This window comes from Niveispirillum lacus, assembly GCF_002251795.1.
Classification (GTDB): Bacteria; Pseudomonadota; Alphaproteobacteria; order Azospirillales; family Azospirillaceae; genus Niveispirillum; species Niveispirillum lacus.
The window spans coordinates 56,884-81,523 of the sequence record NZ_NOXU01000018.1 but is presented as its reverse complement, the minus strand read 5'-3'; the positions used below and the strand labels follow the sequence as shown (position 1 = coordinate 81,523).

General features: G+C 63.5%; 21 protein-coding genes. 1 reads left to right on the top strand and 20 read right to left on the bottom strand.

Annotation, left to right across the window (positions count from 1 at the left end; translation table 11 throughout):
* The first annotated feature begins 26 nt into the window (after positions 1 to 26).
* Entirely contained in the window at positions 27 to 1,601 is a 1,575-nt protein-coding gene (tnpC, locus tag CHU95_RS02635) for an IS66 family transposase (RefSeq protein WP_101749357.1), read from the top strand.
* Between the two features lie 364 nt (positions 1,602 to 1,965).
* Here the strand turns inward: tnpC and CHU95_RS02630 are convergent, their stop codons facing one another.
* From CHU95_RS02630 to CHU95_RS02535, 20 genes are all read right to left on the bottom strand, one after another.
* Entirely contained in the window at positions 1,966 to 3,012 is a 1,047-nt protein-coding gene (locus CHU95_RS02630; RefSeq protein WP_094453449.1) for a GGDEF domain-containing protein, read from the bottom strand.
* 79 nt (positions 3,013 to 3,091) lie between these two features.
* Entirely contained in the window at positions 3,092 to 4,549 is a 1,458-nt protein-coding gene (locus CHU95_RS22800; RefSeq protein ID WP_094453447.1) for a methyl-accepting chemotaxis protein, read from the bottom strand.
* Positions 4,546 to 5,679: a putative bifunctional diguanylate cyclase/phosphodiesterase gene (locus CHU95_RS02620; protein WP_094453445.1), complete on the bottom strand. Its 1,134-nt coding sequence runs from the start codon at positions 5,677 to 5,679 to the stop codon at positions 4,546 to 4,548. The genes CHU95_RS22800 and CHU95_RS02620 overlap by 4 nt, the downstream gene beginning before the upstream one ends.
* An 18-nt stretch (positions 5,680 to 5,697) precedes the next feature.
* A complete protein-coding gene (locus CHU95_RS02615; protein WP_094453443.1) occupies positions 5,698 to 6,321 on the bottom strand; it encodes a PAS domain-containing protein in 624 nt (207 codons plus the stop codon).
* A 706-nt stretch (positions 6,322 to 7,027) separates the two neighbouring features.
* Entirely contained in the window at positions 7,028 to 7,924 is an 897-nt protein-coding gene (locus CHU95_RS02610; protein ID WP_158659903.1) for an MBL fold metallo-hydrolase, read from the bottom strand.
* Between the two features lie 7 nt (positions 7,925 to 7,931).
* Complete coding sequence (locus CHU95_RS02605; RefSeq protein ID WP_165771968.1) at positions 7,932 to 8,627, bottom strand: HD domain-containing protein; 696 nt, start codon at positions 8,625 to 8,627, stop codon at positions 7,932 to 7,934.
* A complete protein-coding gene (locus CHU95_RS02600; RefSeq protein ID WP_094453439.1) occupies positions 8,624 to 9,733 on the bottom strand; it encodes a class II histone deacetylase in 1,110 nt (369 codons plus the stop codon). The genes CHU95_RS02605 and CHU95_RS02600 overlap by 4 nt, the downstream gene beginning before the upstream one ends.
* Positions 9,734 to 9,748: 15 nt before the next feature.
* Positions 9,749 to 11,470 carry an amidohydrolase gene (locus tag CHU95_RS02595; RefSeq protein ID WP_094453437.1) on the bottom strand — a complete coding sequence of 574 codons (1,722 nt, stop codon included), beginning with the start codon at positions 11,468 to 11,470 and terminating at the stop codon, positions 9,749 to 9,751.
* Between the two features lie 106 nt (positions 11,471 to 11,576).
* Entirely contained in the window at positions 11,577 to 13,865 is a 2,289-nt protein-coding gene (locus tag CHU95_RS02590) for a TonB-dependent receptor (RefSeq protein ID WP_094453435.1), read from the bottom strand.
* Between the two features lie 109 nt (positions 13,866 to 13,974).
* Complete coding sequence (locus CHU95_RS02585; RefSeq protein WP_094453433.1) at positions 13,975 to 15,699, bottom strand: amidohydrolase; 1,725 nt, start codon at positions 15,697 to 15,699, stop codon at positions 13,975 to 13,977.
* Positions 15,696 to 15,941 (bottom strand): LuxR C-terminal-related transcriptional regulator, encoded by a 246-nt coding sequence (locus CHU95_RS22645; protein ID WP_199772411.1) that lies wholly within the window; start codon positions 15,939 to 15,941, stop codon positions 15,696 to 15,698. The genes CHU95_RS02585 and CHU95_RS22645 overlap by 4 nt, the downstream gene beginning before the upstream one ends.
* A gap of 98 nt (positions 15,942 to 16,039) precedes the next feature.
* Positions 16,040 to 17,335 carry a phenylacetate--CoA ligase PaaK gene (gene paaK, locus CHU95_RS02575; protein ID WP_094453431.1) on the bottom strand — a complete coding sequence of 432 codons (1,296 nt, stop codon included), beginning with the start codon at positions 17,333 to 17,335 and terminating at the stop codon, positions 16,040 to 16,042.
* Entirely contained in the window at positions 17,332 to 18,741 is a 1,410-nt protein-coding gene (locus CHU95_RS02570) for an aldehyde dehydrogenase family protein (protein ID WP_094453429.1), read from the bottom strand. The genes paaK and CHU95_RS02570 overlap by 4 nt, the downstream gene beginning before the upstream one ends.
* A 33-nt stretch (positions 18,742 to 18,774) precedes the next feature.
* Positions 18,775 to 19,227, bottom strand: coding sequence for a c-type cytochrome (locus CHU95_RS02565; RefSeq protein ID WP_094453427.1), 453 nt, complete (start codon positions 19,225 to 19,227; stop codon positions 18,775 to 18,777).
* 4 nt (positions 19,228 to 19,231) lie between these two features.
* Entirely contained in the window at positions 19,232 to 19,744 is a 513-nt protein-coding gene (locus CHU95_RS02560) for a methylamine dehydrogenase light chain (RefSeq protein ID WP_094453475.1), read from the bottom strand.
* A gap of 4 nt (positions 19,745 to 19,748) precedes the next feature.
* The gene (locus CHU95_RS02555; RefSeq protein WP_199772409.1) at positions 19,749 to 20,375 is read right to left on the bottom strand and encodes a redoxin family protein; all 627 of its coding nucleotides are present in this window, start codon (positions 20,373 to 20,375) and stop codon (positions 19,749 to 19,751) included.
* Positions 20,372 to 20,899 carry a MauE/DoxX family redox-associated membrane protein gene (locus CHU95_RS02550; protein WP_094453425.1) on the bottom strand — a complete coding sequence of 176 codons (528 nt, stop codon included), beginning with the start codon at positions 20,897 to 20,899 and terminating at the stop codon, positions 20,372 to 20,374. Before CHU95_RS02550 ends, CHU95_RS02555 begins: the two co-directional genes overlap by 4 nt.
* Before the next feature lie 3 nt (positions 20,900 to 20,902).
* Positions 20,903 to 22,063, bottom strand: coding sequence for an amine dehydrogenase large subunit (locus CHU95_RS02545; RefSeq protein ID WP_094453423.1), 1,161 nt, complete (start codon positions 22,061 to 22,063; stop codon positions 20,903 to 20,905).
* A 23-nt stretch (positions 22,064 to 22,086) separates the two neighbouring features.
* The gene (locus CHU95_RS02540) at positions 22,087 to 22,416 is read right to left on the bottom strand and encodes a c-type cytochrome (RefSeq protein WP_199772408.1); all 330 of its coding nucleotides are present in this window, start codon (positions 22,414 to 22,416) and stop codon (positions 22,087 to 22,089) included.
* A gap of 108 nt (positions 22,417 to 22,524) precedes the next feature.
* A complete protein-coding gene (locus CHU95_RS02535) occupies positions 22,525 to 24,603 on the bottom strand; it encodes a TonB-dependent receptor (protein WP_199772407.1) in 2,079 nt (692 codons plus the stop codon).
* Positions 24,604 to 24,640: the final 37 nt, after the last annotated feature.

Sequence of the window (24,640 nt, the reverse complement as noted above, 5' to 3'; positions counted from 1 at the left end):
CGTAAGCCGCCGCTATACTGGTGGACGTGACGACCGCGCCTGAAACCCTTCCCAGCGATCCTGACGAACTGCGTGCCCTGCTGCTGGCCGAACGGCTTCGGCATGCCGCGGAGCTGGGGGCGGCCCGCTCCTCGGCCGAGGAGGAGATCGCCCGGTTGCGCCAGATCATCCGGGAATTGCAGCGCCATCGCTTCGGCCGCCGGGCCGAGCGCCTTGATCCGGACCAGCTGGCCTTGGCCTTGGAGGACCTGGAGCAGACGCTGGCCGCCAAGGAGGCCGAGCCCACCGGCACCGTGGCGGCCAAGCCGGCCCCTTCGCCGCCACGGCGTCGGGTGAACCGCGGGAACCTGCCGGCCGATCTGCCGCGCGAGGAGATCCTCATCGATGTCGCCGACAAGACCTGCCCGTGTTGCGGCGGCACGCTGCATCCCATCGGCGAGAATGTCTCGCAGCGTCTCGACCTCGTCCCGGCCCGCTTCCGGGTGCTGGTGACCCGCCGGCCGAAATACGCCTGCCGCCAGTGCGAGGAGGGCGTCGTGCAGGCCGCGGCGCCGGCGCGCATCGTGGACGCCGGCATCCCCACCGAGGCGCTGATCGCCCACGTGCTGGTGTCCAAGTACGCCGATCACCTGCCGCTCTACCGCCAAGCCCAGATCTACGCGCGCCAGGGTGTCGATCTCGACCGCTCCACCCTGGCCGACTGGGTCGGACGGGCGGCGTGGTACCTGCGGCCCCTGCATGAGCGGTTGATGGCCAGCCTGAAGGCGTCGGGCAAGCTGTTTGCTGACGAGACGACGGCGCCGGTGCTCGACCCCGGACGGGGCAGTACGAAGACCGGCCAGCTCTGGGCCTACGCGCGCGACGATCGCCCCTGGAACGGACCGGAGCCGCCGGCGGTGACCTACGTCTATGCTCCTGATCGCAAGGCGGAACGGCCGGTGGCGCATCTGCAGGGGTTCACCGGCGTGCTCCAGGTCGACGGCTATGCCGGCTATCGCAAGCTGGCCGAGGGCAGAGCCGTGCGCCTCGCCTTCTGCTGGGCGCACGTCCGCCGCGGCTTCAATGATCTCCAGACCGGCGGCTCGGCGCCGATCGCCAGCGAAGCCTTGCGGCGCATCGCCCAGTTGTACGCAGTGGAGGCCGAGATCCGCGGCCATGACTCCGAAGCGCGCCGCCGGGAGCGCCAGGCCCGCTCGACGCCGCTGATTGCGGAACTGAAGACGTGGCTGGAAAAGCAACTGGCGACCGTGTCGCGCAAATCGACATTGGCCGAGGCGATCCGCTACGCGCTCAGCCGCTGGGAAGGGCTGACGCTGTTCCTCGACGACGGCCGGGTGGAGATCGACAGCAACAGCGTGGAGCGCAGCACCCGCCCGCTCGCCCTCACGCACAAGAATGCTCTGTTCGCCGGCAGCGACGGTGGCGGCGAGCACTGGGCGACCAGCGCGTCGCTGGTGGAAACCTGCAAGCTCAGCGGTGTCGATCCGCAGGCCTGGTTCGCCGATGTCCTGACCAAACTCGCCAGCGGGCATCCGATCACGAGGCTCGATGAGCTGTTGCCCTGGAGATATGCCCAGCAGGCCGAAACTGCCGTGGCCTGAAAACACCGCTTACTGTGGATTACCGGGTTTTGCCGAAGAACTGAACGTTGAGGTTCCGGCCAGCCAGAGTAGCCAGCCATGAATATCGACTTTCGTCCCGACGGTAGGTCCGTTGCGTCAGCGTCTGATCAACGCAACGAGTGTACGGCGGCTTGGTGCCGAGATTGAGCTCGTTTATCTGCGCAGCGTCTCCCGCTTTGCAGCCCCTCTTGGGCCGTCACCAGCGAAGGCCACGACGGAGGTGTAAAGGGCAAATTTGAAATGGTTCACCCTCACTCTGTATAGTGGTTTCTAGAGTTGGCGGGATCACCTCTTTTGATGTGCCACTTCTGGGGAGTTTTTTCCAGCCAGCGACACATGGCATCTACAGCACTTCCTCATCAATATATCCTACACACACCATGTTGCGACCACCCGCTTTGGCCGAGTAGAGAGCACGATCCGCTCGCTCAATAAGGGAATTCGCTGTTTCAGCGCTCCAGTATTCAGCAATCCCGAACGACATAGTTACGGAGCCGACGGGGGTACCTGAGCCCCGCTGTATGATCTTACGACTTGCAACAGAGGCCCGCAGCCGCTCAGCTGTGGCAGCGGCCTGATCGATGCTGATACCGGGAAGGATGATGGCGAACTCCTCACCACCATACCGGGCGACCGTATCGCCTTCGCGCACCATCGAACTCAAAAGACCGGCAGCAGACCTTAGTACCTGATCACCGACTGTGTGTCCGTGCGTGTCGTTGAATTTCTTGAAATGATCGACATCCGCGATGATGAGCGAGAAGGGCTGATTGTCAGCACCCGCGCGTGCAATCTCATTTCGCAGCACCGTATCGAACCTACGACGATTAGCGACGCCTGTCAGCCCATCGGTATTGGCCTCACGATGCACGGTCGCCAGGGTAGACCGCATGGTCTGAAGCTCGCTGGCCGAGTCCTGAAGCCGGCCTTGCAGTTGCAGATTATGGTTCACGGTCTTCGCCGTGCGGCGGGCCAGGGCGGAAATGATATCGTGCAGCGGAACCGACGACAGCGACGATGACTTCAACGCCACAGCCGTTTTGTTGAGGATATCGCCATAGTCTGTGGCGTCTTCACTGGCATCGCGCAGGGCCGACACGGCAATGTCGAGAGCCTCCTGCAAGGCGGTGCTGGTATCCTCCACAATTTTCGCCTCTACACTGCCCGACAGAAACCGCTCATACAGACTCTGGCAGTCCAGGTCTGTCGGGCCGGTGCCGGCTGCAATTATGCGAGTGAGTGCACTGACCAGGTCCGGGAGATGCCCGGCGTGATAGGTGTACCAGACACCGTAGGCGGCAGGCGTGGGCGCGATTCCGTACCTCGACAGGCTTGCGGCTGCGGCTGCGCCGAACTTCCTTGCATTAGCCAAAGTGTCATCAAAATTCATTCAAAGCCCCGGATCCTAAGCAAAAGATCGCGCTGAGATAGCACTCAATCTTGAAGTGTCCATTCTGAACAATCTTAAGTTAAACCGCCTCGGTCCGAATACGATCCAGCAGATGCGTCAAAGCATTGCGCAGGCGGTCGGTCCGTTCCGCAACCCGGCCGGCAAGCTCTGTCACGCTGTCCGCACGGTGGCTGGCATCAGCCCAGTTGGCTACCATGTTGGTACCGCCGACCGCCGTAGACTGCGCGATCATGGCCGCTTCGGCGGCACCACTGGCGATCTTCCGGGTCGCGGCGTCCTGTTCCTCCACCGCAGCCACGATGGCGGCACTGGCCGCATCAACCTTGAACACCGCCTCCAGGATACTGGTCACCGCTTCGGCGGCAGAACCGGCCCCGTGGCGGATGGCGGCAATACGTTCGCCCACCTGGGCGGTCGCCTTTGCCGTCTGCCCGGCCAGGTGCTTGACCTCAGAGGCGACAACGGCAAAGCCCTTGCCGGCCTCCCCGGCCCTGGCGGCTTCGATTGAGGCGTTAAGGGCCAGCAGATTAATGGTCTCCGCGATCTCCGTGATGGCGGAAACCACGTCCTGGATACTGTCGGCTGCCTGGCGCAGCTCCAGCACCGCCGATTGCGTGGTGCGCGCGATATCGGCGGCCCCGCGGGCGAGCGCGGAACAATGGGCGGTTTGTCCGCTGACCTCTGCAATGGCACCAGACAATTGCTGGCTGGCTTCGGCCACCGCCTCGGCACCCGTCAACGCCTTCCGGCCGTCATCGGCCATGACTTCAGAAGCCTGAGAGCCTTTCGCGACCAGGGTATGAAGGCTTTCTGCATCCGTGGCCGCCACCGCGGCTTCGCTGGCGACCTCATCGGCAAGACCGCCGACCTTGGCCTCCAACTCTTCAGCCACCGCGGTTAACAGCCGTCCACGTTCCTGCTTGGCGCGCCTTTCCGCCTCTTCACGCTCATTCATCATGGTGGTCAGCGACGCATGGGCGGATTCGGTGTCCGACAGGGCCGCGGCGGCATTATCAAAGGCCCGCGCCATGGACAGGGCCAGCCACCCAAGGAGGGCGCCGCCGAAAATCGTCAGCCACATCTCTGCCAATACCTGCAGAACGTCGCCGCCACCGACCCCCGGCACCTCCGCCAGGAAGGCCGCCAGGGTCAGCAGAACCGTCGTCGCCACGGCGACGCCCACACAGCGCCAATCGCTGAAACCAACCAACAATGCGGTCAGCACATGGACATAGGTCACCATCGCGGTCTGCCAGGGATGGCCGGCGACGGCGACAACCGACATTGACGCCGCCACAGGCAGGCTGACCGCCATCACAAGCCGTGAGGTCTGTGTCGGTGCAAACCGCCATGCCGCCAGTGCTGCACCAAGGCAGAGCAGGGCCACCGCTGGCGCTGCCAGCGAGGAGGTGCCGGACATCAGCACCGGCAACACCGTGATGGTGGGAACCTGAAGGGCAAGAAGTGCCAGAACCAGAAGCGATGTAAGCGCGCGTAACCGTTCGACCGGTGTCATGGGGCAACCCTCCGCAGGGCTAGGGGCATGTTCGATTGCACTCGGCCTGGTTCGGTACTGTGGCTTTTTTCGATGAACGCCATCAGCACGTCAAAGGGCATGGCCCTGGCATAGAGCCACCCCTGTCCCGCCTCGCAGCCGAGTTCGACGAGGCGGCGTGACTGTTCGACGGTCTCCACGCCTTCAGCCACCAGGTCCTTGCCCAGCGCGCGGGCCAGCGCGATCACCATCCGGACGATCTCTTCCGATGAACGGGTATCTATCATTTCCGAGACAAAGGACCGGTCGATCTTCAGCGTGTCGACTGGAAGCCGTTGCAGCAGCGATAAGGTGGCGTAGCCTGTGCCGAAATCATCCAGCGCAATCCGAACCCCCATGGCCCGCACGGCCTGAAGTTCGGCAATGGCACCTTCCATGTCATGCGCAAACGCCGTCTCCGTCACCTCTATTTCGATCAGTTCCGGCGGCACCATATTGCTGCGCAGCAGGTCGCGCAGCTTCGCCGCCAGAAGACGCCCGTCCAACTGCACGGCCGACACATTGATCGACACCGGCACCGGCGGCCGGCCCGTCGCCATCCAGGCGGTCAGGGCCGCAAAGGCCTTTTCAAGAGTAATCTCCCCTATACGTTGGATCAGACCGCATTCCTCGGCCAGGGGGATGAACTGGGCGGGCGGGATGTCGCCGGTGCCTTCCAGGTGCCAGCGCACCAGTGCCTCTGCGCCGATCACAGCGCCTGTGCGCAGATCGACCTTGGGCTGAAAATGCAGGGCCAGCGCGTTGCTCTCAATCGCCTTGCGCAGGGCGCGTTCCTGCGTCTGCCGGGCCAGCCGACGGGCCGCACTTTCCTCTGTATGGATGGCGACCCGATGGTGCCCGGCGCGGCGCGCATCATCGACGGCGGCAATGGCGTTGCGCAGCATCAACTCCGACTCCTCACAGGGGTCGGCACACGCGCCGGTGTGGGTGACAATACCAGCCGACGTCGTCAACGGATCGTTCAGCGCGGCATCCTTTCCGGCCTCGGCAATGACCTCCTGCAGGTCGTGGACCAGGCACAGCGCATCCTCATTCTCGATCGGGTTGGCCAGCAGGACAGCAAATTCATCACCGGCCAGCCGCGCCAGCACATCGGTTGCACGCAGCCGCTACCGCAGAGCGCAGGCAATACGGTTCAACAGTCGGTCGCCGCCTTCATGTCCCGCCTGTTCATTGACGCGGCGGAACTGGTCAATGTTCATGACAATGACGGTAACCGACGGCACGCCGGCACGACCAAGGGCGGATCGAAGGTCGGTCACAAAACGGTAGCGGTTCGGCAGGCCGGTCAAACCATCGGTAAGCTGGCTTTTGACCTGGCGTGGCCGTGAACGGCGACGCTGCGACACGTCCGAAAACAGGGTGACGTGAAAGGCCTCATCCGACGATGTGGACCGCAGGCGGTGGATACGGGTCCATTCGCTGAACGCCTGACCTGTCTTGTTCTGGTTCCAAAGGTCGCCTTCCCAGAACCCTTTGTCCCGGAGTATCTGCCACATTTGGTGATAAAAATCGGGCGGTGAACGGTCGGTTTTCCACATGAACGGCTCCTGCCCAAAAAGTTCCGCGCAGGAAAAACCGGTGATCCGGGAAAAGGCAGGATTGACGAACAGGATACGGTCGTCCGGACCGGTGACCATCAGCGCATCAGTAGTCGCACTGGCAACCACGCCTGTGATTTCAGGGCATGGCAGGTCGGGGAACGTGGCAATGTCTGAGTCGATGGTCGGCATTCCCGTCGCTCCTCTCGAACCTTGCCTGGGTGAGATGACTCGGCTGGTTCATCATTTGTCGCCAACTCCATCCTCGGCGCGATGACTCAAATCATTTCCGGGCGAAGAAAGTGACGATCCGTGGGGTTTAGACATTTTTGTATGCAGCTCAGCAAAGGGAGAGCGGACGTCAACCAATTGAAAGCTATCAAATTGTAACGCCCACCAGCGCCCCTGATTGCCCCGATCACATCGATGGACGGTGAACCGGAGGCCGCTGCCAACCTGGTGCCGCTGTTGGGTGTCAATCGGCTCGGGGCAGTGCCCCACCCAAAACAATCGCAAGTGCTTGTCGCGACGAAGAAATTGCCGGAATAGGCAGTGTCACGATCGGCGCCGACCGTGACACTGGTTCAACTACCATTCTCCGGTCTATCTCAGATACATAGCGAGAGCTTGCCCTGGGGGCACGTTTCTGAGCCGATCCACATGCAAGACGCATTATGCCGTTCCTCACGCCGAAACGTTTCTCTGCCGCCACCAAACCAGGCCTCGATCAGTTTGGCGGAAACAGCTGACAGGCTCGGCAGAGAAAGCGTAGTTTCAAGTATGACGGGTGTGGCTCCCCTAATCGGTGCGTTTCGGTGCCAGAATCCGAATTCAACCTCCGATAAAAGGGCTGAAGCACGCCCGTCACTCCGGTGAATGATGCAGGTTATAACAGCGGCTATTCCCCGATATGGTTAATCAGGCTATACTTTAGGAAGAAGTCGGCTTCCTTGTAATCAGGATAAAGCCTAGTGATCTGCATCATGGCGTCTGTTCTGTTCTCGGCATTAGCGACGATGCGCAGATAATTGTCGAAATAACTGATCAGCTCATCCACCATGGCGATGGTGCCGGGATCACCATGGCCGGGATAGATGGTAGGGTTCAACTGACCATATTCCCGACGGAGACGCACTAGCTCCTTTTTCCAGGCGACAACCCGTTCAATGGTGATGTCGTCGCCCATCCAGGGATGCACCTTGTTATAACCAAGGTCGGCCAGGAACAGGGCATTGATCGACTTGCAGTAAAGCGTCGACATGTGCGGCGCTTCGGTGGCGGGGTAGGTTGACATGACATCGCAGGCTCCGCCGCCATCGAAATTCAGCACCGGCCCTTTCAGCAAGCCGATACTGTTCTCGTAATCGAACCCTTCCGGGAAAGATGCTGACTTCGGACGCAGCGGTCGCTCCAGTGGCGTTTCCGCCTCCGTCGCCCCGCCCTGGTCCATATAGATCGCATATTCCTTGACGTCGCGGCGGATGGCCTCATCCGCCACCAGAATACGGGCCTTAGGGAACAGGTCGCGAAAGACATGCATGCCAGTGAAATGGTCGGTATGACCATGGGTGATGAAGACTTGGGTCAGCGGCAGGCCCATCGACCGGACCAGATCTGCCAGCTTCTGCGCTTCATAGCCCTTGCGCTGCACATCGATGACCGTCAGCGTCTTGCCATTGGAGATGATGTAAGAATTCACCGTTGCAAAGCCGCCTTTATGCACCGTCACGGTCAGGTCGGGGTATGCGGCGCAGACGGGCAGGCAGGCGGCCGCCACGGTCAGGGCGGCGACCATAAGGGACTTAAAGCTTCTTGAAATCATCGGTCTGTCCCCCCAGAAGTTCGAGATAGCGCTTAAGGAAGGCGCTGCGCTCTGGCACCAACGCCTGGCCCGCCTTCGATAATACCCGCTGCGGCACGGCCTGCAGATTGGCCTGCAGACCCTTGACCACGGTCGGGCCGTCGGGCGAGCCGCCGATGATGGTTCCAGTCAAGTCGACCGTCGCGGTCAGCCGCGCAATACCGATCGCTCCCAGCCATTCCAGCGCGTCGGCATCATGCAGGTAAAGCGCCTCCGGACCGACCGGGTCCCGGAAGAACATGTGCGTGCGGATGGCCGACTGCACGGCTTGCAATTTGCCCATGGGGAAGCCAGTGTCCTTCAGGACGTTCCCGACAAGCTCCGCAGCCCCGTCTGCATGATCCACATCTTTGGCTGCATAGCCAGGGAAGGCAGCCATGTCATGCAGCATGGCAGCTGCAAACAGGACATCATCATCCAGCTTGACTCCATCTGTCGCCGCCAGTTGTCGAGCCAGATCATAATCCCGGACGGAATGGCTGTAGCCCCACGCAGGATGCTTGAAATTGGCTTCCGCGAAGTGCCGGACCTTCTCGCGCCAACCGGCATCAGGCGCGGCCTGAATCTCCGCTGCCAGGCAGGAGGTCATCGGACAGATCAACAGGCTAGCGGTCACAATAAAGGCTTTCACGTTCATGTCAGAAGTTCCTTGGCTAGAGTATCGACCCATTGGTCTTGGAAGGACTGTATTTGCTGCGCCGGCTGCCAACGCGTAAACATTTCCAGCTCGGGGTCAGCCACCGACGTGCGGACGCCTGCCAGCGTCTCAAGCACCGCATGGCCGCAGAAGGGGACATAGGCTTCGGAGTAGCCACCCTCGTGGATCACGACTAGCCGACCGCCGCACAAGCAGTCCGCGACGCCCATGATCAACTTCGTGATCTCGCGATAGCTGTCGCTGTACAGCAGCATGCGTGCCAGGGGATCGACAGCATTTGCGTCCAGTCCGCTGGCGACAATGATCAGCTCCGGTTTGAATGCGGTCACGGCCGGAATAACGATGGTCTGCATCGCACGCAGATAGGTGTTGTGTCCGGACCCAGCTGGCAGCGGAATATTGATATTGGCGCCCAAGCCATTTGCGGCTCCGCGATCTTCGGCCCCACTGTAGCCTGGCGGGAAGCAGCGGTCCTGATGAATGGAGATGGTCAGAGTGTCGCCACAATCATAATAGACATGCTGGGTGCCGTTGCCATGATGGACGTCCCAATCCAGCACTGCGATCCGCCCGACACCGTGCCTCGCCCGCGCCGCCTCGATGGCAATGGGAATGTTGCACAGGAGACAGAAACCCATAGGCATATCGGGCAGGCAATGGTGCCCCGCCGGCCGGCACAGTGCATAGGCATTTTTGAACCGGCCAGTGACGACGGCATCCACCGCTTCAATACCCAGCCCGGCGGAGATGCAGGCAATCTCATACCCGCCCTTGGAGAAGGGGGCCAGCTGGCCCAGATCGCCGCCGCCAGCATCGCTGGCCGCCTTGAACCGGTCCAGATAGTCGGCGGGGTGGATGCGCAGCAGGTCTTCCCGGCTGGCCGGCGGTGCCTTGGGCAGAGCCAGCGCATCAACCAGTCCGGATGCCTGGGCCAGGTTCAGCAGCCGGCGCTTGCTGTCCGGCGTGTCGGCGCCGTACGAACCCGTCGGCGGCTGCACCCAGGTATCCAGCGGGATATAAAGCGCCTGGACGCCGGTGGAGTGCCAGAAGCAGCGTTCATTCTGATAAAGGGCCGTTTGCGACATGGTGGCTTGCCTCGCTTACTTTGCCGCGGCGGGCGCATCCGCCCGGGCGAAGACCTTGGCACCCGCGATCCAGGTCTCAACAGGCTGGATCGTGTGGATCTGGGTCACCGGCATGTCAAAGGGACTGTTGTCCAGCACCAGGAAATCTGCCCATTTTCCGGCCGTCAGGGAACCAGCCTGCGCCTCGATCCCCATGCGCTTGGCGGCGTTGATGGAGAACATCTCAATCGCCTGCTTCAGGGTGATGGCCTCGCCCAGGCCGAAGCTGCGCTCGCTGCCGCCGGGATTGCGGCGGGTGACGGCCGTTTCAATGCCGATCCAGGGATTGGGGCTGGGCACGACTGCCCAATCCGACCCGGCGATCACCAGCGCATCGGCGGCAAAGGCCTCCTTGATGGGCCAGACGCGGTCGATGCGCGGGGAGCCGACGGCCGAGGTGATGTCGTCATTGATGGGCTGCGGGTCCCAGAGATAGGGGGAGAATTCGGCTGCGGTCTTCAGCTTCTTGAAGCGCGGCATGTCCGCCGCGTCGATGAAGGTGGAATGCCCGATCTGGTGGATCGGCCCCCTCATGCCGTTGGCCTTGCGCGCCGCCTCGATGGCGTCCAATCCTTCGCGCACCGACCGGTCGCCGGCGGCATGGAACATGACGGTGACGCCCTGCTTGTCCCAGTCGGTGACCAGCTTGGCCATCTGCGCGGGATCGAACAGCAGCAGGCCCGTGGCCGGGGCGTTGGGCTGACCGGCATGATAGGGGTGCAGCATGGCCGCCGTATGGCTTTCCGTGGGAACGCCGTCGGCGAAAACCTTGACGCAATTGGCGTTGAAGGTGGCGCGGGTATATTGGCCGCGCGCTGCCAGTGTTTCATCAAAGGCGGCATTCGCCCGGCCCGCTTCGGAGAAGGCGATGCAGGCCTGCACCCGCTGCTTCAGGATGCCCTGATCGGCCAGGGTCGCATAGACCTCCAGATCGTCGCGATAGGCCATGGCCTCGATATAGCCGACGACACCGAAGCCGGACAGCATGTCCAGATGGTGGCGCAGGTTGGCCGCCGTCTGTTCCTTGGTCTGCGGCGGGATCTTGGCCGTCACCAGCCGGCCCGCCGTTTCGCGCAGAATGCCGGTCGGCTTGCCCTTCGCGTCACGTTCGATGATGCCGCCTTCGGGATTGGCGGTGCTGTCTGTGATGCCGGCGATCTTCAGGGCCTGGGAGTTGGCCCAGACGCTGTGGCCGCTGACATCGAACAGCATCAGAGGGTTGGCGGGCGAAATCCGATCCAGCGTTTCCGCCGTGATCGGCGTGCCCTGCATCAGGGAGGCCTGCCATTGCCCACCCGTCACCCACTCGCCGGGCTTGGCCGCCTTCACGCAGTCGGCAACTAGGGCCAGCAGCTTTGCGGCGTCCGCATCCTGCGGCACGCGACAGCGGCCTTCCTCCCCCTTGGCCTGCAGCACGGGATGCACATGCATGTCGTAAAGGCCGGGCAGGATGGTCTTGCCGCTCAGGTCGACCACCTGGCCGGCACCCGCCTGCCACTGCTTGGCCTCTGCGTCACCGCCGATGCGCGCGATATGGCCGTCCTTGACCTCCATCGTCGTGCGCCAGCCGTCGGGTGTGTAGATCTTGCCATTGACGAACAGGAAATCGGCCGCCGCAACCGGGCCGGCGACCGCCAGCGCAATGGCCGCGACGAATGGGGCCAGGAAGGCCGAAGCCGATTTTCGATTTTTCGCCATGGCGCTGATCCTTCTCAGGTGACTTGGAATGGTACGGTTTGGCTTCACACGGGCAATCGGTCCCGGACGGCAGCGGTCACCCGCTCCCGTCCGGGACCGGAACGGGTCAGTAGCGATAACCGACCGTGACCCCGAAGGTGCGGGGACGGATGACTTCCCGACGGAAGAATTCGTTCGGGTTGGAGGCGCGTTCACGCCGCGTCCAGGTCGACTTGTCCAGGATGTTGTTGACGAAGACGGAGACGTCGAAATCCCCCGGCCGCGCGCCGATGCGGGCCGACCAGACGCTCATGGCCGGCGGCAGGGTCAGGTCCGTGTCGATGGCACCGTTGGCGGGGTTCAGGTAGGGCGGCAGCTTCGTCTGCTTGGACCGGTAGTCGAAGTCCGTCCGGACATAGGCGGGAAGCGTGCTGGTGACGTCGAAATCATACTGACCGTGCAGGGAGACGGTCCATGGTGCCCCCTGGACGCGGTCACCACTGCTGACGAGCGGGGCTGCGGCCGTGGGGCCGCCGCGCACCGTTTCCAGGAACTGCGCGTCGGTGTAGCCCACCTCCGCCTGCAAGGACAGGCCCTCGACGGGCCGCACTTCCACCTGCACGTCAAAGCCGCGGCTGCGCGCCTTGCCCAGGTTGGATGTGAACTGGAAGCCGCAGGAATTCAGCCCCACCGCCTGCTGGATGTTCTTCCAGTCGATCTGGTAGACGCTGGCCTGGATGCTGCCCAGACCGGCGAAGCGGCTTTTCACGCCCAGTTCCTTGCTCCAGACGGAGTCTGAATCATAGTTGGTGGGGCGTCCGTTGGGATAGCCGATGGAGTTGAGTTCCGCCCCGCACTGCGTTCCGACCTGCGGGTTGTAGCCGCCGACACGGAACCCGCGCGACGCCGACGCGTAAAGCAGCGTGTCCGGCGTCGCCTGGTAATTCAGGCCGACCTTGGGCGTGATCGGGTTCTCGCTCTGCCGGCCGCGGTCATCCACCAGCGGCCCCACGACGAAGCCCTGGGCGATGTCCTGGATCTTGAATTTGGTGTGGCTGTAGCGCAGGCCGGCAATGGCCGACAGCTGGTCGGTGATATTGTAGGTCAACTGGCCGAAGGCCGCCACCTGCTCGTCGGTGGAAACGGCGTTCTGATCATAGACGGAATAGCCCGGCACCGGCCTTCTCTGCCCGAACAGATAGACGGGCAGATAGGGATCGACCACCTGCTGGATGGAGGTCTGTTCGGCATGGGCGAAGAAGCCGCCGACTACCCATTGCCAATGGCCCGTCGGTTCGTCGGATTGCAGCCGGACCTCCCCGGTCCAGTTCTTCTGCGCCACCACGAAATTCGCCGGTGCCTGCTGTTCGGGCAGATAGGGCAGGTGGTTCACACCAGTGAACAGGGTCTGGTCGAAGGTGGTGTAGTCCTGCACGAACTCCTGACGGCGATCGAAATAGGACCCGACGGCGATCAGTTCGACACCGTCGAAATCGACGCTGACATTAACGGCAGGCAGATAGAACTTGTCCCGACCCGACTCCTGGACCTGATTGGCATTGCGGAAGACGCTGTCGCCGTAATTGGAATATCTCTCCCAGGTCTCAGGACTGTCGTTGGTCTTGAGATCCTGGTAGTAGAAGGACGGCGTGATCTTCACTCTGTCGCTGGCGCGCCAGCTTGCTGCCAGGCGGCCGACATAGCTGTCGGTGCGGTTGGCATTTTCGTCCACCACTTTGCCAGTGAAGGAGCTGATGCGATCGACAAAGCCACCGTCGCGGCGGTAATAAGCGCTGGCCGCCAGCGCCAGCTTGTCATCCACCACGGGACCGGTCAGCGATAGGCCCAATTCGCCGTTGGCCGACCCATGCTGGGTGCTGCTCAGTTCTCCGCGGCTATAGACCTTCAGGCCGGAGAAGGAGGGCTGCTGGGTGATGAAACGCACAGTGCCGCCCATGGACCCGGCGCCGAACAGGGTGCCCTGCGGCCCACGCAGCACTTCCACGCGTTCAAGGTCGAACACCACGGGATAGGCATTGCCGCCGCCATAGCCCAACTGGCGGATCTGGATTGGTATGTCATCAATGTAGATGCCGGTAGTGGCGGCACCCACAGCCGAATTCACGCCGCGGACGGAGATGTTGGACGTGGTGTTGCTGCGTTCGATTGTGACGCCCGGCGTCTGACGGACGATGTCGGAAAAGTCGCGGATACCCCGGCTGTCCATTGCCTCGCTCGACAGCGCGCTCACGCTGACAGGCACCTTGATGATGCTCTGGCTCTGACGGGTGGCCGTGACGATGATCTCTTCCAGCTCCACCGTCTCGTTGATGGATTGCGCCAGGGCGGCGTGGGTTGAGACCAACAGTGCCAATGGGCTGATAGCCAGCAGCGCGAAGCGATTCTTATGTCGCATGGATTCCCTTTAGCCTCCTTATATGGCCCGGTTCCGGGCGGTTATCGATCAAGGATCAATAGTATCAGGATTGAACAGGTGGCTCTGTCCCCAGTACTGATGACAGTCCTTAAGGGGACTGTTCATATTGTTTTTCTCCATCGATAAAGGTCATCATCACGCGCATTTCATGAAGATCGTGGATGTGGGCTGAGTAAGGATTGTCCTGTATGACTATGAAATCGGCAGCCATTCCCTTTTTCAGGGCACCGATCTGATCGCCCAGCCCCATCAGCCGGGCACCGTTGGCCGTGAAAAGCGTGAAGGCCTGTTCCCGGCTGATTGCCTGGCCGGGGGCCAGTTTTTCCGGACTGCCGCCGGGGCGTTCACGCGTGACCAGGGTTTCCAGCGCCAGCCAGGGATTGACTGACGGGATCACCGGCCAGTCCGACCCGGTCACCACCAACGCCCCGGTCTTCAGTGCATCGGCCAGCGGCATCCAGCGCTGCATCCGCTCCGCCCCCACCGCCTTGGCGATGTCGACCGATGCGATCGGCGTCGGGTACCAGATATAGGGGGAGAACTCCCAGGCGGCGTTGATCGGCCCCACGCGGGGAATGTCTGCCGGATCGACGAAGGTGCTGTGGCCGACGGCATGGACCGGTCCGTTCCCGCCATTGGCCTGCCGGGCGAAGGCGATGGCATCAATGGCCGCCCGCACGGCCGCATCGCCGGCCGCGTGGAACTTCACCGACAGGCCCATCTTGTCGAACCGCGCGACCGCCGGGTTCAGGTCGGACGGCGCCATCATCAGGATGCCTTTCTCCGGCCGGCTGTCCCCGGCGCCATGATCGGCATAGGGATGCAGCATGGCCCCCGTATGGCTTTCGGTGGGCACGCCATCCATGAAGATCTTCACGCAGTCGGGCCTGAACCGGTCGGTCGTGTAGTCGGCCCGCGCAGCGATCAGGCGTTCGCCCATGTCCTGCTGCACGCCGGGCAGGGCGTCCCAGACGATGCAGCCGCGGATGCGCTGCTTTACCAGCCCCTCCCGCGTGAGCTGGGCGAAGGGCTCGATATCGGCATCGCGGATGGAGGCCACGGTGAAGGCGGTGATGCCCTGGGACAGCATCATGTCCGCTGCCCATTTGACGGCCGTGCGCCGGGCGGTCAGGCTGTCGGGCGGCAGGGCGCGTTCGACCAGGCTGGTCGCATTTTCCCGCAGCAGCCCCGTCGGCTCCCCTGCCGCGTCGCGTTCGATGATGCCGCCGACCGGGTCTGGCGTGTTGCGGTCGATCCCGGCCAGCCGCAGCGCCAGAGAGTTGACCCAGACGCTGTGCAGCGCCTCGTCATCCAGGACGACAGGATTGTCGGGGGCGACGGCGTCCAGCAGGGCGCGGGTCTGCTGTCCCTGGGTGAAGCTGGCCGCCACCCAGCTACCGCCCTTGATCCAGTCGCCCGGCGCCCGCTTGGCCACGCAATCCCGCACCGCCGCCTGGATGTCGGCCGCACCGGCCCCCGGCGACAGGCGGCAGGCCGCAGCCGCCAGCCCGGCGAACAGCGGATGGACATGGGAATCCACCAGTCCGGGCAGGACGGTGCCGCCATGCACATCGACCAGCGTCGCCGCTGGCCCGGCAAGGCGGCGGGCCTCGCTTTCCTTGCCGACGAAGCGGATCACGCCGTCCTGGACGGCCATGGCTTCGGCCCAGCCCGACGGGGTCTTGATCTGTCCGCCAACGACCAGCAGATCGGCCGGACCCTTCTCCTTGCCCCCGGCTTCCACGGGAAGCAGGCAGGTGGAAAGCAACAGGCCCAGCAGCAGCGTCCGCTCCCTGGATGGCATCCCCATCATATCATCCCCAGGAAGAACTGGTTGCTGTGGGTGAAGTGGTAGCGTACATAGGCGCGCCGGCGGTAGGTGAGCACCGATGCCGACGAGATGCCGAGGTCGAGGGCAATGGCCTCGGCCGTCATCCCAACCATGGAGCGGGCGCAGACCGCGCGCTCCCGCTCCGTTAGGTTGATGAAGATGCTGCCCAACCGATGCTCAATCTTGCAGATTGTGCTGCGGGGATCGATGACCAAGGCGCTCACTGATCTCTCCCTTTCACCCGGCTTGGGTTGCTGGATCGTGCCGGTCCCTGGGCTGGCTGGTCGGGACGATCGGTTTTGTCATCGGTGCGTTCCGGTCGTCAGTTCACCGTTGCGCCGCGCCGGTCGACCACCCGCCGGGCCTTGCCTTCCGATCGCGCCAGGGTGCCCGGCGGCCGGATCACGACATTCACGCTGATCCCGATCAGGGACTTGATCTTGTGGGCGAAGTCGCGGGTGGCACGGGCCTGGTCCTCGGCCGTGCTGCCGGACCGCGCCTCCACCTCCACCGCCACCACGTCCATGCGACCGGGACGGGTCAGTTCGATCAGGTAATGCAGCGACAGGGCCGGGCAGGTCAGCAGGATCTCCTCGATCTGGCTGGGGAAGACATTGACGCCACGGATGATCAGCATGTCATCGCTGCGCCCCGTGATCTTGGCCATGCGCCGCATTGGCCGCGACGTGCCGGGCAGCAGCCGGGTCAAGTCGCGGGTGCGATAGCGGATGACCGGCATCGCCTCCTTGCTGAGCGAGGTGAAGACTAGTTCGCCTTCCGATCCGTCAGGCAGGACGGCGCCCGTCTCCGGATCGATGATCTCCGGATAGAAATGATCTTCCCAGATGGTGGGGCCGTCCTTGGCGATCCCGCATTCTTGGGCGACGCCCGGCCCCATCACCTCCGACAAGCCATAGATATCGGTGGCGGTGATGGCGAACGCGCCCTCGATCTCCCGTCGCATGGCCTCCGTCCAGGGTTCGGCGCCGAAAATGCCGATCTTCAGCGACGTCTGGGCGGGGTCCAGGCCGCGCTTGTGATATTCGTCGATCATCGCCAGCAGATATGTCGGCGTGACCATGATGATGTCGGGCCGGAAATCGGCGATCAGTTGGATCTGCTTTTCCGTCTGCCCGCCGCTCATGGGGATGACGGTGCAGCCCAGGGCCTCCGCCCCGCCATGGGCACCCAGGCCACCGGTGAACAGGCCATAGCCATAGGCGACGTGGACCTTCATGCCACTGCGGCCGCCGGCGGCATGGATCGACCGCGCGACCAGCTGTGCCCAGGTATCCAGATCGGTCCTGGTATAGCCGACGACGACGGGCTTGCCTGTGGTGCCGGAGGAAGCGTGGATACGCGCCAGCCTGTCCTGCGGCACGGCGAAGAAGTCGAACGGATAGGCGTCGCGCAGGTCGGCCTTGGTGGTGAAGGGGAACCTTGCCAGATCGTCCAGCGAGCGCAGATCGTCGGGATGGATGCCGGCCGCGTCGAACTTGGCGCGATAGCGCGGGTTGCCGGTGTAGGCCTGGTTCAGCGACCAGCGGAGCCGGTCCAATTGCAGCGCCCGCAATTCATCCACGGACGCCCGCTCAATGGGGTGCAGCGTTGCGATCATGAGTGGATCACCTGTACGCTGGTGAATTCGGCAAGGCCCAGGCTGGCGAATTCCAGGCCGATGCCGGATTGCTTTACGCCGCCGAACGGGGCGTCGGGCCGGATGGCGCCATGGTTGTTGATCCAGACGCTGCCGCATTCCAGCCGGGCCGCCAGGGCCCTCGCCTTTTCCAGATCCCGCGACCAGATAGAGCCGCCGAGGCCGCTTTCACTGGCGTTCGCCCGGGCGATGACATCCTCGATATCGGTGAAACGGATGATGGGCACGGCGGGGCCGAACTGTTCCTCGTCCACGATGTCCATGCCGTCGTATGCATCGGCCAGGATGGTCACGGGATAGAACAGGCCGGGGCCTTCGGCGGGTTCGCCCCCGCACAGCACGCGGGCGCCGGCCTGCCTGGCCTGTTCCACCAGCCGCTTCACCCGGTCGAACTGCATGGGGTTCTGGACCGGGCCCAGACGGCTGTCGGGTTCCAGCCCGTTGCCCGTGACGATGTTCGCAGCATAGGCGACCAGCCGGTCGCAGACCGCGTCATAGAGGCTGTCATGGACATAGAGACGCTTCAGCGCGGCGCAGGTCTGGCCATTATTGATAAAGATGCCCCAGAACAGCTTGTCGATATGCGCATCCAGATCAGCATCTGGCAGAACGATGCCGGCATCGTTGCCGCCCAGTTCCAGTGTCAGCCGCTTCAGGTTGGCGGCGCCGCTGGCCATGACTTTGCGGCCCGTGGTGGTCGATCCGGTGAAGACGATCTTGTCGATGCCCTTATGGTCGGCCATGGCCTGACCGATCCCATCGGCACCGGCAATGACGTTCAGAACGCCCGGCGGCAGCGCTTCCTGCAACAGCTGCCCCAGCAGCAACGTCGCCAGCGGCGTGTTGGGGGACGGCTTCAGGACCACGGTATTGCCGGCCAGAATGGCGGGCATCACGTGCCAGATGGCGATCATCACGGGGAAGTTCCACGGTGTGATCGAGCCGACAACGCCGATGGGCCTGCGGTGCAGGGTCACCCGCCCCCCGGCATCGTCCTGGATGGTTTCCATCGGCAGGTCCAGGCTTGCCGTGTGGCGTGCCCAGGCGATGGCGCCACCGATTTCCCATTGGGAACCTAGGCCGGCCAGCGGCTTGCCCTGTTCGCGGGTCACCAGTTCGGCCAGTTCCGCGGCGTGGGCTTCGATGATGTCGGCCACGTTGGCCACGACAGCCTTGCGATCGGCTTCAGACCGGGCCGCCCAGCCGGGGAAAGCCTTGCGCGCGGCGCCCACGGCCGCGTCCAGCTGGTCCGCAGAAGCGGCGGGTGCTGTGGCGACAACGGCGCCCGTGGCCGGGTCGCGGACCTCGAAGGTGCCGCTTCCGGCGACTTGCCGGCCGTCGATTGTCAGAGCGAAATTGCCATTCATGGCAGGCTCTCTCCCTATGGTGAGATCTTGTGGTTAGCGGCTTGCCGCACCGAGCATCGCGGCGCGACGGTCGGCGGACATCTGTTCGATCAGGGCGGCACGCAAGGTGTTCACGTCCTGCAGACGCATGCGGCGCAGCCGGTGGATTTCGTCACTGGTATACGGCACGAACCCGCCCGGCACGTCGGGCCCCATGGCGGGAACCAGCCAGTTGATCAGGGCTGCCAGGTCACTGTCATTCAGGGTCGAATTGGCGACGCCGGGAACGCGGATCAGGAACTCCCGTCCCCCCGGAACCGTCAGGAAATTGGCAAGGTGTCCGCGCATCGGCGGCACCTTGCCATACATGCCCTCGCCCCCAGGCAGGTGGCAGCCCTGGCAATTGGTCATGTAGTTCGTGCGCGGACTGCGCGATGGCGGCTGGGCCGCCGCCATCGGCAGGATCAGCGCGGCGGCGAGACAGGCGATGGTGAAGGCCCGCCGCATCGCATCAGCCCGCCGCGCCCAGCACGACGGCCGTCGAGCAGTTGTAAACGATGCCGGACTGCGTCCCCAGACACCAGTTGATGTCGTTGGCGCCCTGCGGCTGATAGACGGGCGTGTCGCCTTCATTGCGGTTGCAGATGCAACGCCCGCAGGCCGCCTTGCCGCAGCAATCATTGTAGGAGATGACGTAATCCTTGCCATCGGCAGGGTTGCGGCAGGTGCCGACCCAGGTGATGGGCGACGGTTCCGTCCCCGGCGGGCAGGATGATACCGATCCGCCGCAGCAGGAGCAGAGGAAGCCGTCGATGGCGCAATAGCGCCAGTAGTCACAGGACGCCGGGTCACCCGTCTCCCCCGGCGGGGCCTTGGCCGCCTGGGCGGATGCGCGCGCCACCGGCAAGGCCGGAAGGCTGGCGGCCGAAGCAAGGGCCCCCAGGCGGCCAAGGATGCTGCGCCTGGAGATGGCCCGGGCGGCTTGCCGGGCGAGGATTTCTGCGATGCGATCCAGTCTCGTCACGGTCTTACCTCCCAACCCATTCGATCTTCGCGCGGTCTTGCGCGGTCTTGGTCACGAATTCCTGCAACGACGCGACCCCCAGATCCTGGGCCGTCAGCAGGCTTTCCAGATGCTCACGGCTATTCACCAGACCGGTGGCGGCCAGCTTGCCGTCAGGCCCGATCAGGGCGGCGTGCGGCAGCTTTGACACGCCGTAGGCCATGCCCAGCTCCGTCGACAGGACCAGCGGGAATTCCTCCAGCTTGTGCTGCCGGATCATCAATTGCTGTGCCGGCTCGTCCCCGTCGCTGGCCAACACGAGATCCAGCCGGTTGCGCTCATCCTCCGCGACCCGCTTGATGATGGGGATCAGCGTCTTGCAGACCGGGCAGGTCGGCGACAGGAAGAACAGCAGCGTGGATCGGGCACCGCCTTCCTGACCGATCACGACCTTGCGGCCGTCAATAGCGCGCAGCGTGAACCGGGGCGCGGTGGCGCCGGCCTTCGGCCCGCCCGGCAGGACCAGGGCGCCGACAGGGCCCAGCCGTTCATGCAGCATGCCGACCTGCCGGAACAGCGCCACGACGGCCGCCGCCAGGGCCAGGATGATGACCCATTGCAGGACAAGGGCGACATAGAGGGCTTCCATCATGACGCGGCTCCGCGGGAGGGCAGGGAAATGGCGGTTTCCAGGGCGGCATAGAGCAGGGCGGCGCCCGGCAGCACGGCCAGCAAAGTCAGATAGTCGATCCAGACCAGTGACCGGTCGGCGACGGGTTGCAACACCGCCAGCAGCGCCAGCGCGGCCAGCACCGCGTTGCGGATGACCATGGTCCAGCGCAGCCGGGGCCGTACTGCGGCGAAACCGATGCAGCCGCAGTCGATCTGGTCATTGCCGCGCAGGAGGTTGAAGCCGATGGCAGCCGCATAGGCCGACAGCAGCCCGGCCGACAGCCAGAGTGCGGAGGGCGACAGCAGCGCCCCCCCCGCCGCCGCCAGTTCCAGCACGACCAGAAGGGCCGCCACCGGCTGGCTGAGTGCCGGCGGCAACAGGCGGTATCCGCCGACCACTGCCCCGATGCGCGGCCAGTCACGCAGCTTGTGCCAGACGGCAAAGGCGAACAGCAGTGCCAGGCCTGCCTTGACCACCAGGGAAAAAACCGGATCAAGCGGCATCTGCTACCTCCCCATCGCGGCGGGCTGGACGGGTGCCGGCTGGATGACGGTCAGGGTCTGGCCCAACTGGTCGACCGCACGCAGCTTCTTGCCGCTGGCCGCATCATAGATGTTGAGCGTGGGGACCCCGAACTCGGTTGCATAGAGCAACGGCTTGGCATCCTGGCTGACGGCGATGGAGGTTGCCGTTGTCTCCAGGTCGATCTGCTGTATCTTCTTGCGGGTCCTCAGATCGAAGACCCAGACCTGCTTGCCGGGGTCCTTGCGCGTCTCCGGCCCGCCCTGATGCATCAGCACGTAAAGCCGGCCCTGGGCCGTGTGATAGGCGCTGGGTTGCAGACCGCCCACCCGCCAGCCATCGGGATTGGGTCCGACCAGCGACCATTGATCGACGACCCTGGGTTCCTTGCCCGCACCGTCGACGATGAAGACCTGGCTGTTGTAGGTAAAGAACATCCAGCGGCTTTCACCCACGCGGACAGCCTTTTCCGTTGCCAGATCCTCCTGCGTCCACAGCGGTTTGGACACGCCGCCCGGCGTCACCTTGCCCTCGGCATCCATCAAGGCCAGTTGCATGGACCCGTCACCGCACTGCATCATGAAGCGGCGGGGGCCGACGGGATAGATCAGGCCGCAGCCCGGTGTCTGGAACTCCCCCACCACCGCGCCCTTGTCCAGGTTCGCCACCGTCACCGATTGTTCAGGTGTGAAATTATAGATCAGGGCAAAACGGCCATCATCGGTCAGGGTGGAGTTGCCGACAAAGGGGATGCCGCTGAACTTCTTGGCCGGGATGATGATCTCCGTCCCCGGCGTCAGGTTCTTCGTCTCGTAAAGGGTCAGCACATCGGTGCGATCCCCCCGCGAGCCCCGCGAATAGAAGGTGGCCGGCACGACGAAACGGTCGCCCCTTGGGTCCAGGCCCAGCGAGCCGTGGCCATAGCCGCCACTGACCATGCCGACGAAGCGACCGTTATCCGCGTCGATCAGATAGGCCCTGCCGTCGGCCATGTTGAAAAAGGCGACGTCATTGACCCAAACCCAGTGGGCAGGCAATTTTTCCGGCAGCGTTTCGACCGACAATTGTTCGGCCTGCAATTCGGCGCGGGCCGGAGCCACAAGGGCAATGGCAGCGCAAAGGGCGATCAGGGAAAGGCGGGACATAGTGGAAATCCTCCGGTCAGAGGCTAGTTCTTCGTGGCCAGGAAGGCGATCAGGTCGGCCCGGTGCGGGGCGTCGGCGATGCCGGCGAACGTCATCCGGTTGCCCTTGATGGCCGCTTGCGGTGCTTTCAGGTAGGCGTCCAGGCTGGCATTGTCCCAGACGAGATTGGCGCCCTTCATGGCGGGCGAGTAATTAAATCCCGGCAGAGCGGCGGACTTCCGTCCGATCACACCTGCCAGATTGGGGCCCATGCCGGACCCCTTGGCGGGGTCCAGCTGGTGGCAGGCCTGGCATTTCGCGGTGAACAACCGGGCACCGGCCGCGGCGTCCTGGGCGCCGGCGGCACCCGTCATCCCGAGTGTTGCGATTGCGCAAATGTAGACTGCCCTAGAAATTCGCATGCTCGGGTCCTTTTAAGGGTTCATCCAGTATCGGCACGTCGAATTCTGCTGCGGCCGACCCTAATCGAAACGGACAGTCAGGCTTGCGCCGATCCAGCGCGGCCGTGCATAGGCCTGGTTTGAGATGCCAAGCGGACCGGACAGGTCAAGGTTGTAGATACGATAGCGGCGGTCCAGGATATTGTTGGCAAAAATCGCCGCTTCGGTCCCGTCGTCGAACATGTAGGCGATGCGGGCATTGCCGACGACACGGGCGCCTTCATGATCGATCGGGGCATTGAAGGTCGAAAAGAACTGCGCGCCGTCGTACTTCCAGTCCGTCTGCACGGCCAGGCTGCCGGCACCAAGGGCGAATTCATACCGCACCATCCAGCCGAGGCTGAGTTCGGGCGCCTGGGGCAGTTCACGGTCCGCGACGGTGCCCGACGGCAGGACGATGTCCTTCACCTTGGTGTCGAGATAGGTGCCGAACAACTGCAAGGTCAGGCCCTTGACGGGCTGCTTGACCAGTTCGAATTCCGCCCCCGTCACCCGCGCCGGATTGTTGCGGATGAACTGGGACAGCGCGACAATGGAGAATGCCTGATAATCCTTGTAATCGTAATGGAAGACGGCCGTGTTGAACTTGGTGGTGCGGTCCAGCGTGAGCTTGGCCCCCATCTCGTAGCTGGTCAGCTTCTCGCTGCCGAACGGGATGGTTGCCGGATCGATTGGCGTGAAGGCCTGTGTGCCGAACCCGCCACTCTTGGTGCCGCGATTGACACCGCCATAGAACAGCATGTCCCTGGTGGGCTTGTAGTTCAGTTCCAGCCGGCCCGACCAGTCATGGAAGGTGCGGCGGGCCAGCGACGGGTTGGTCGTCTGGTTGAAGATGAAATCGCCGATCCCATCGGTCCGATGGGCGAAGTCGTACTTCTTCGCGTCGCTTGAATAGCGCCCGCCGACCACGGCGGAGACAGTGTCGGTCAGGTTATATTCGAACTGTCCGAAGCCGGACCAGTTGTCGGTCTTCAGCGTGCCACCGTAATTCTGCCTGGGCAGGATGCTCAGCGGCGAGGTGATGGCATAGGCATTGTCGGACCGGATCGACAGGTAATAGGCACCGGCCAGCCAGTTGTACCGGTCCGTATCCTGGGCCAAACGCAGTTCCTGGGAAAACTGTTTCAGCTTCTGGTGCGTATCGAAGTTGAAGATCCCGTCCGGCGACATGTCGGTATCCTCGCCGTAGGATTTGCGCAGTTCCTGGTAATCCGTGATGGAGGTCAGGTCGACCGCCCCGACCGTCTGGGTATAGCGGGCGGTGACGCTGGAAAACTTACGGTCGAAGGAACCGATACGGTCGTTGGAAGCCGTGAAGGGATCGCTGTCCGGCTCACGGAAACCAATCGGATCGGCGCCCGGACCCGTGCCGTAATAATCCTCCTGGGGCCCAACGGCCATGCCAAGACCGTTCGCGTCCGGACGCGCGGCGATGTGAGAGTAAAGGCCGCCGCTGCGTTCATGGTCATTGCGCAGATGCTGGACCTTCAGGGTCAGTTCGCCATCCTCGCCGACATCGACCGCCAATTGTGGCCTGATCCCGTAGAATTTCGAGTTTCCCAGGTCCGGGCCGATGCGGTTTTCGATATAGCCCTTGTGATGGTTGGTCGTGAAGGCAAGGCGTCCACGGACCCGGTCGCTCAAGGGGCCGCTGACGGCCCCCTCCGTCGCGATCTGGCTGTGGCTGCCGACGGTCGATGTCAGAAACCCTTCGAAACGATCCGTGGGCTTGGCGGAAACGATCTGGATCAGGCCGCCGGTCGCGTTGCGGCCGAACAGCGTGCCCTGCGGCCCGCGCAGCACTTCCACCCGTTCAAGGTCGAAGGTCTGCCCGCTGATGGCCCCCAGCGCGGAAACATAGACTTCATCGGAATAAAAGGCGATCGGCGCTTCCTGGCTGTCGGCGAAATCGTTCTGGCTGACGCCGCGCAGATTGAAGATCGTGATCGTCGGACTGTACTGGTTGACCTGAAGCGAGGGAACCTGCCCCGCAAGGGCGGTGACGTCCTGTCGTCCGATGGATGCCAGCGCTTCCTCTCCCAATGCCGTGACCGAGGCCGGGACTTCCTGCAGCCCCTGCGCCCGTTTCTGAGCGGTCACGATGATTTCAATTAACCCTTCCCCTTCCGAACTTCCC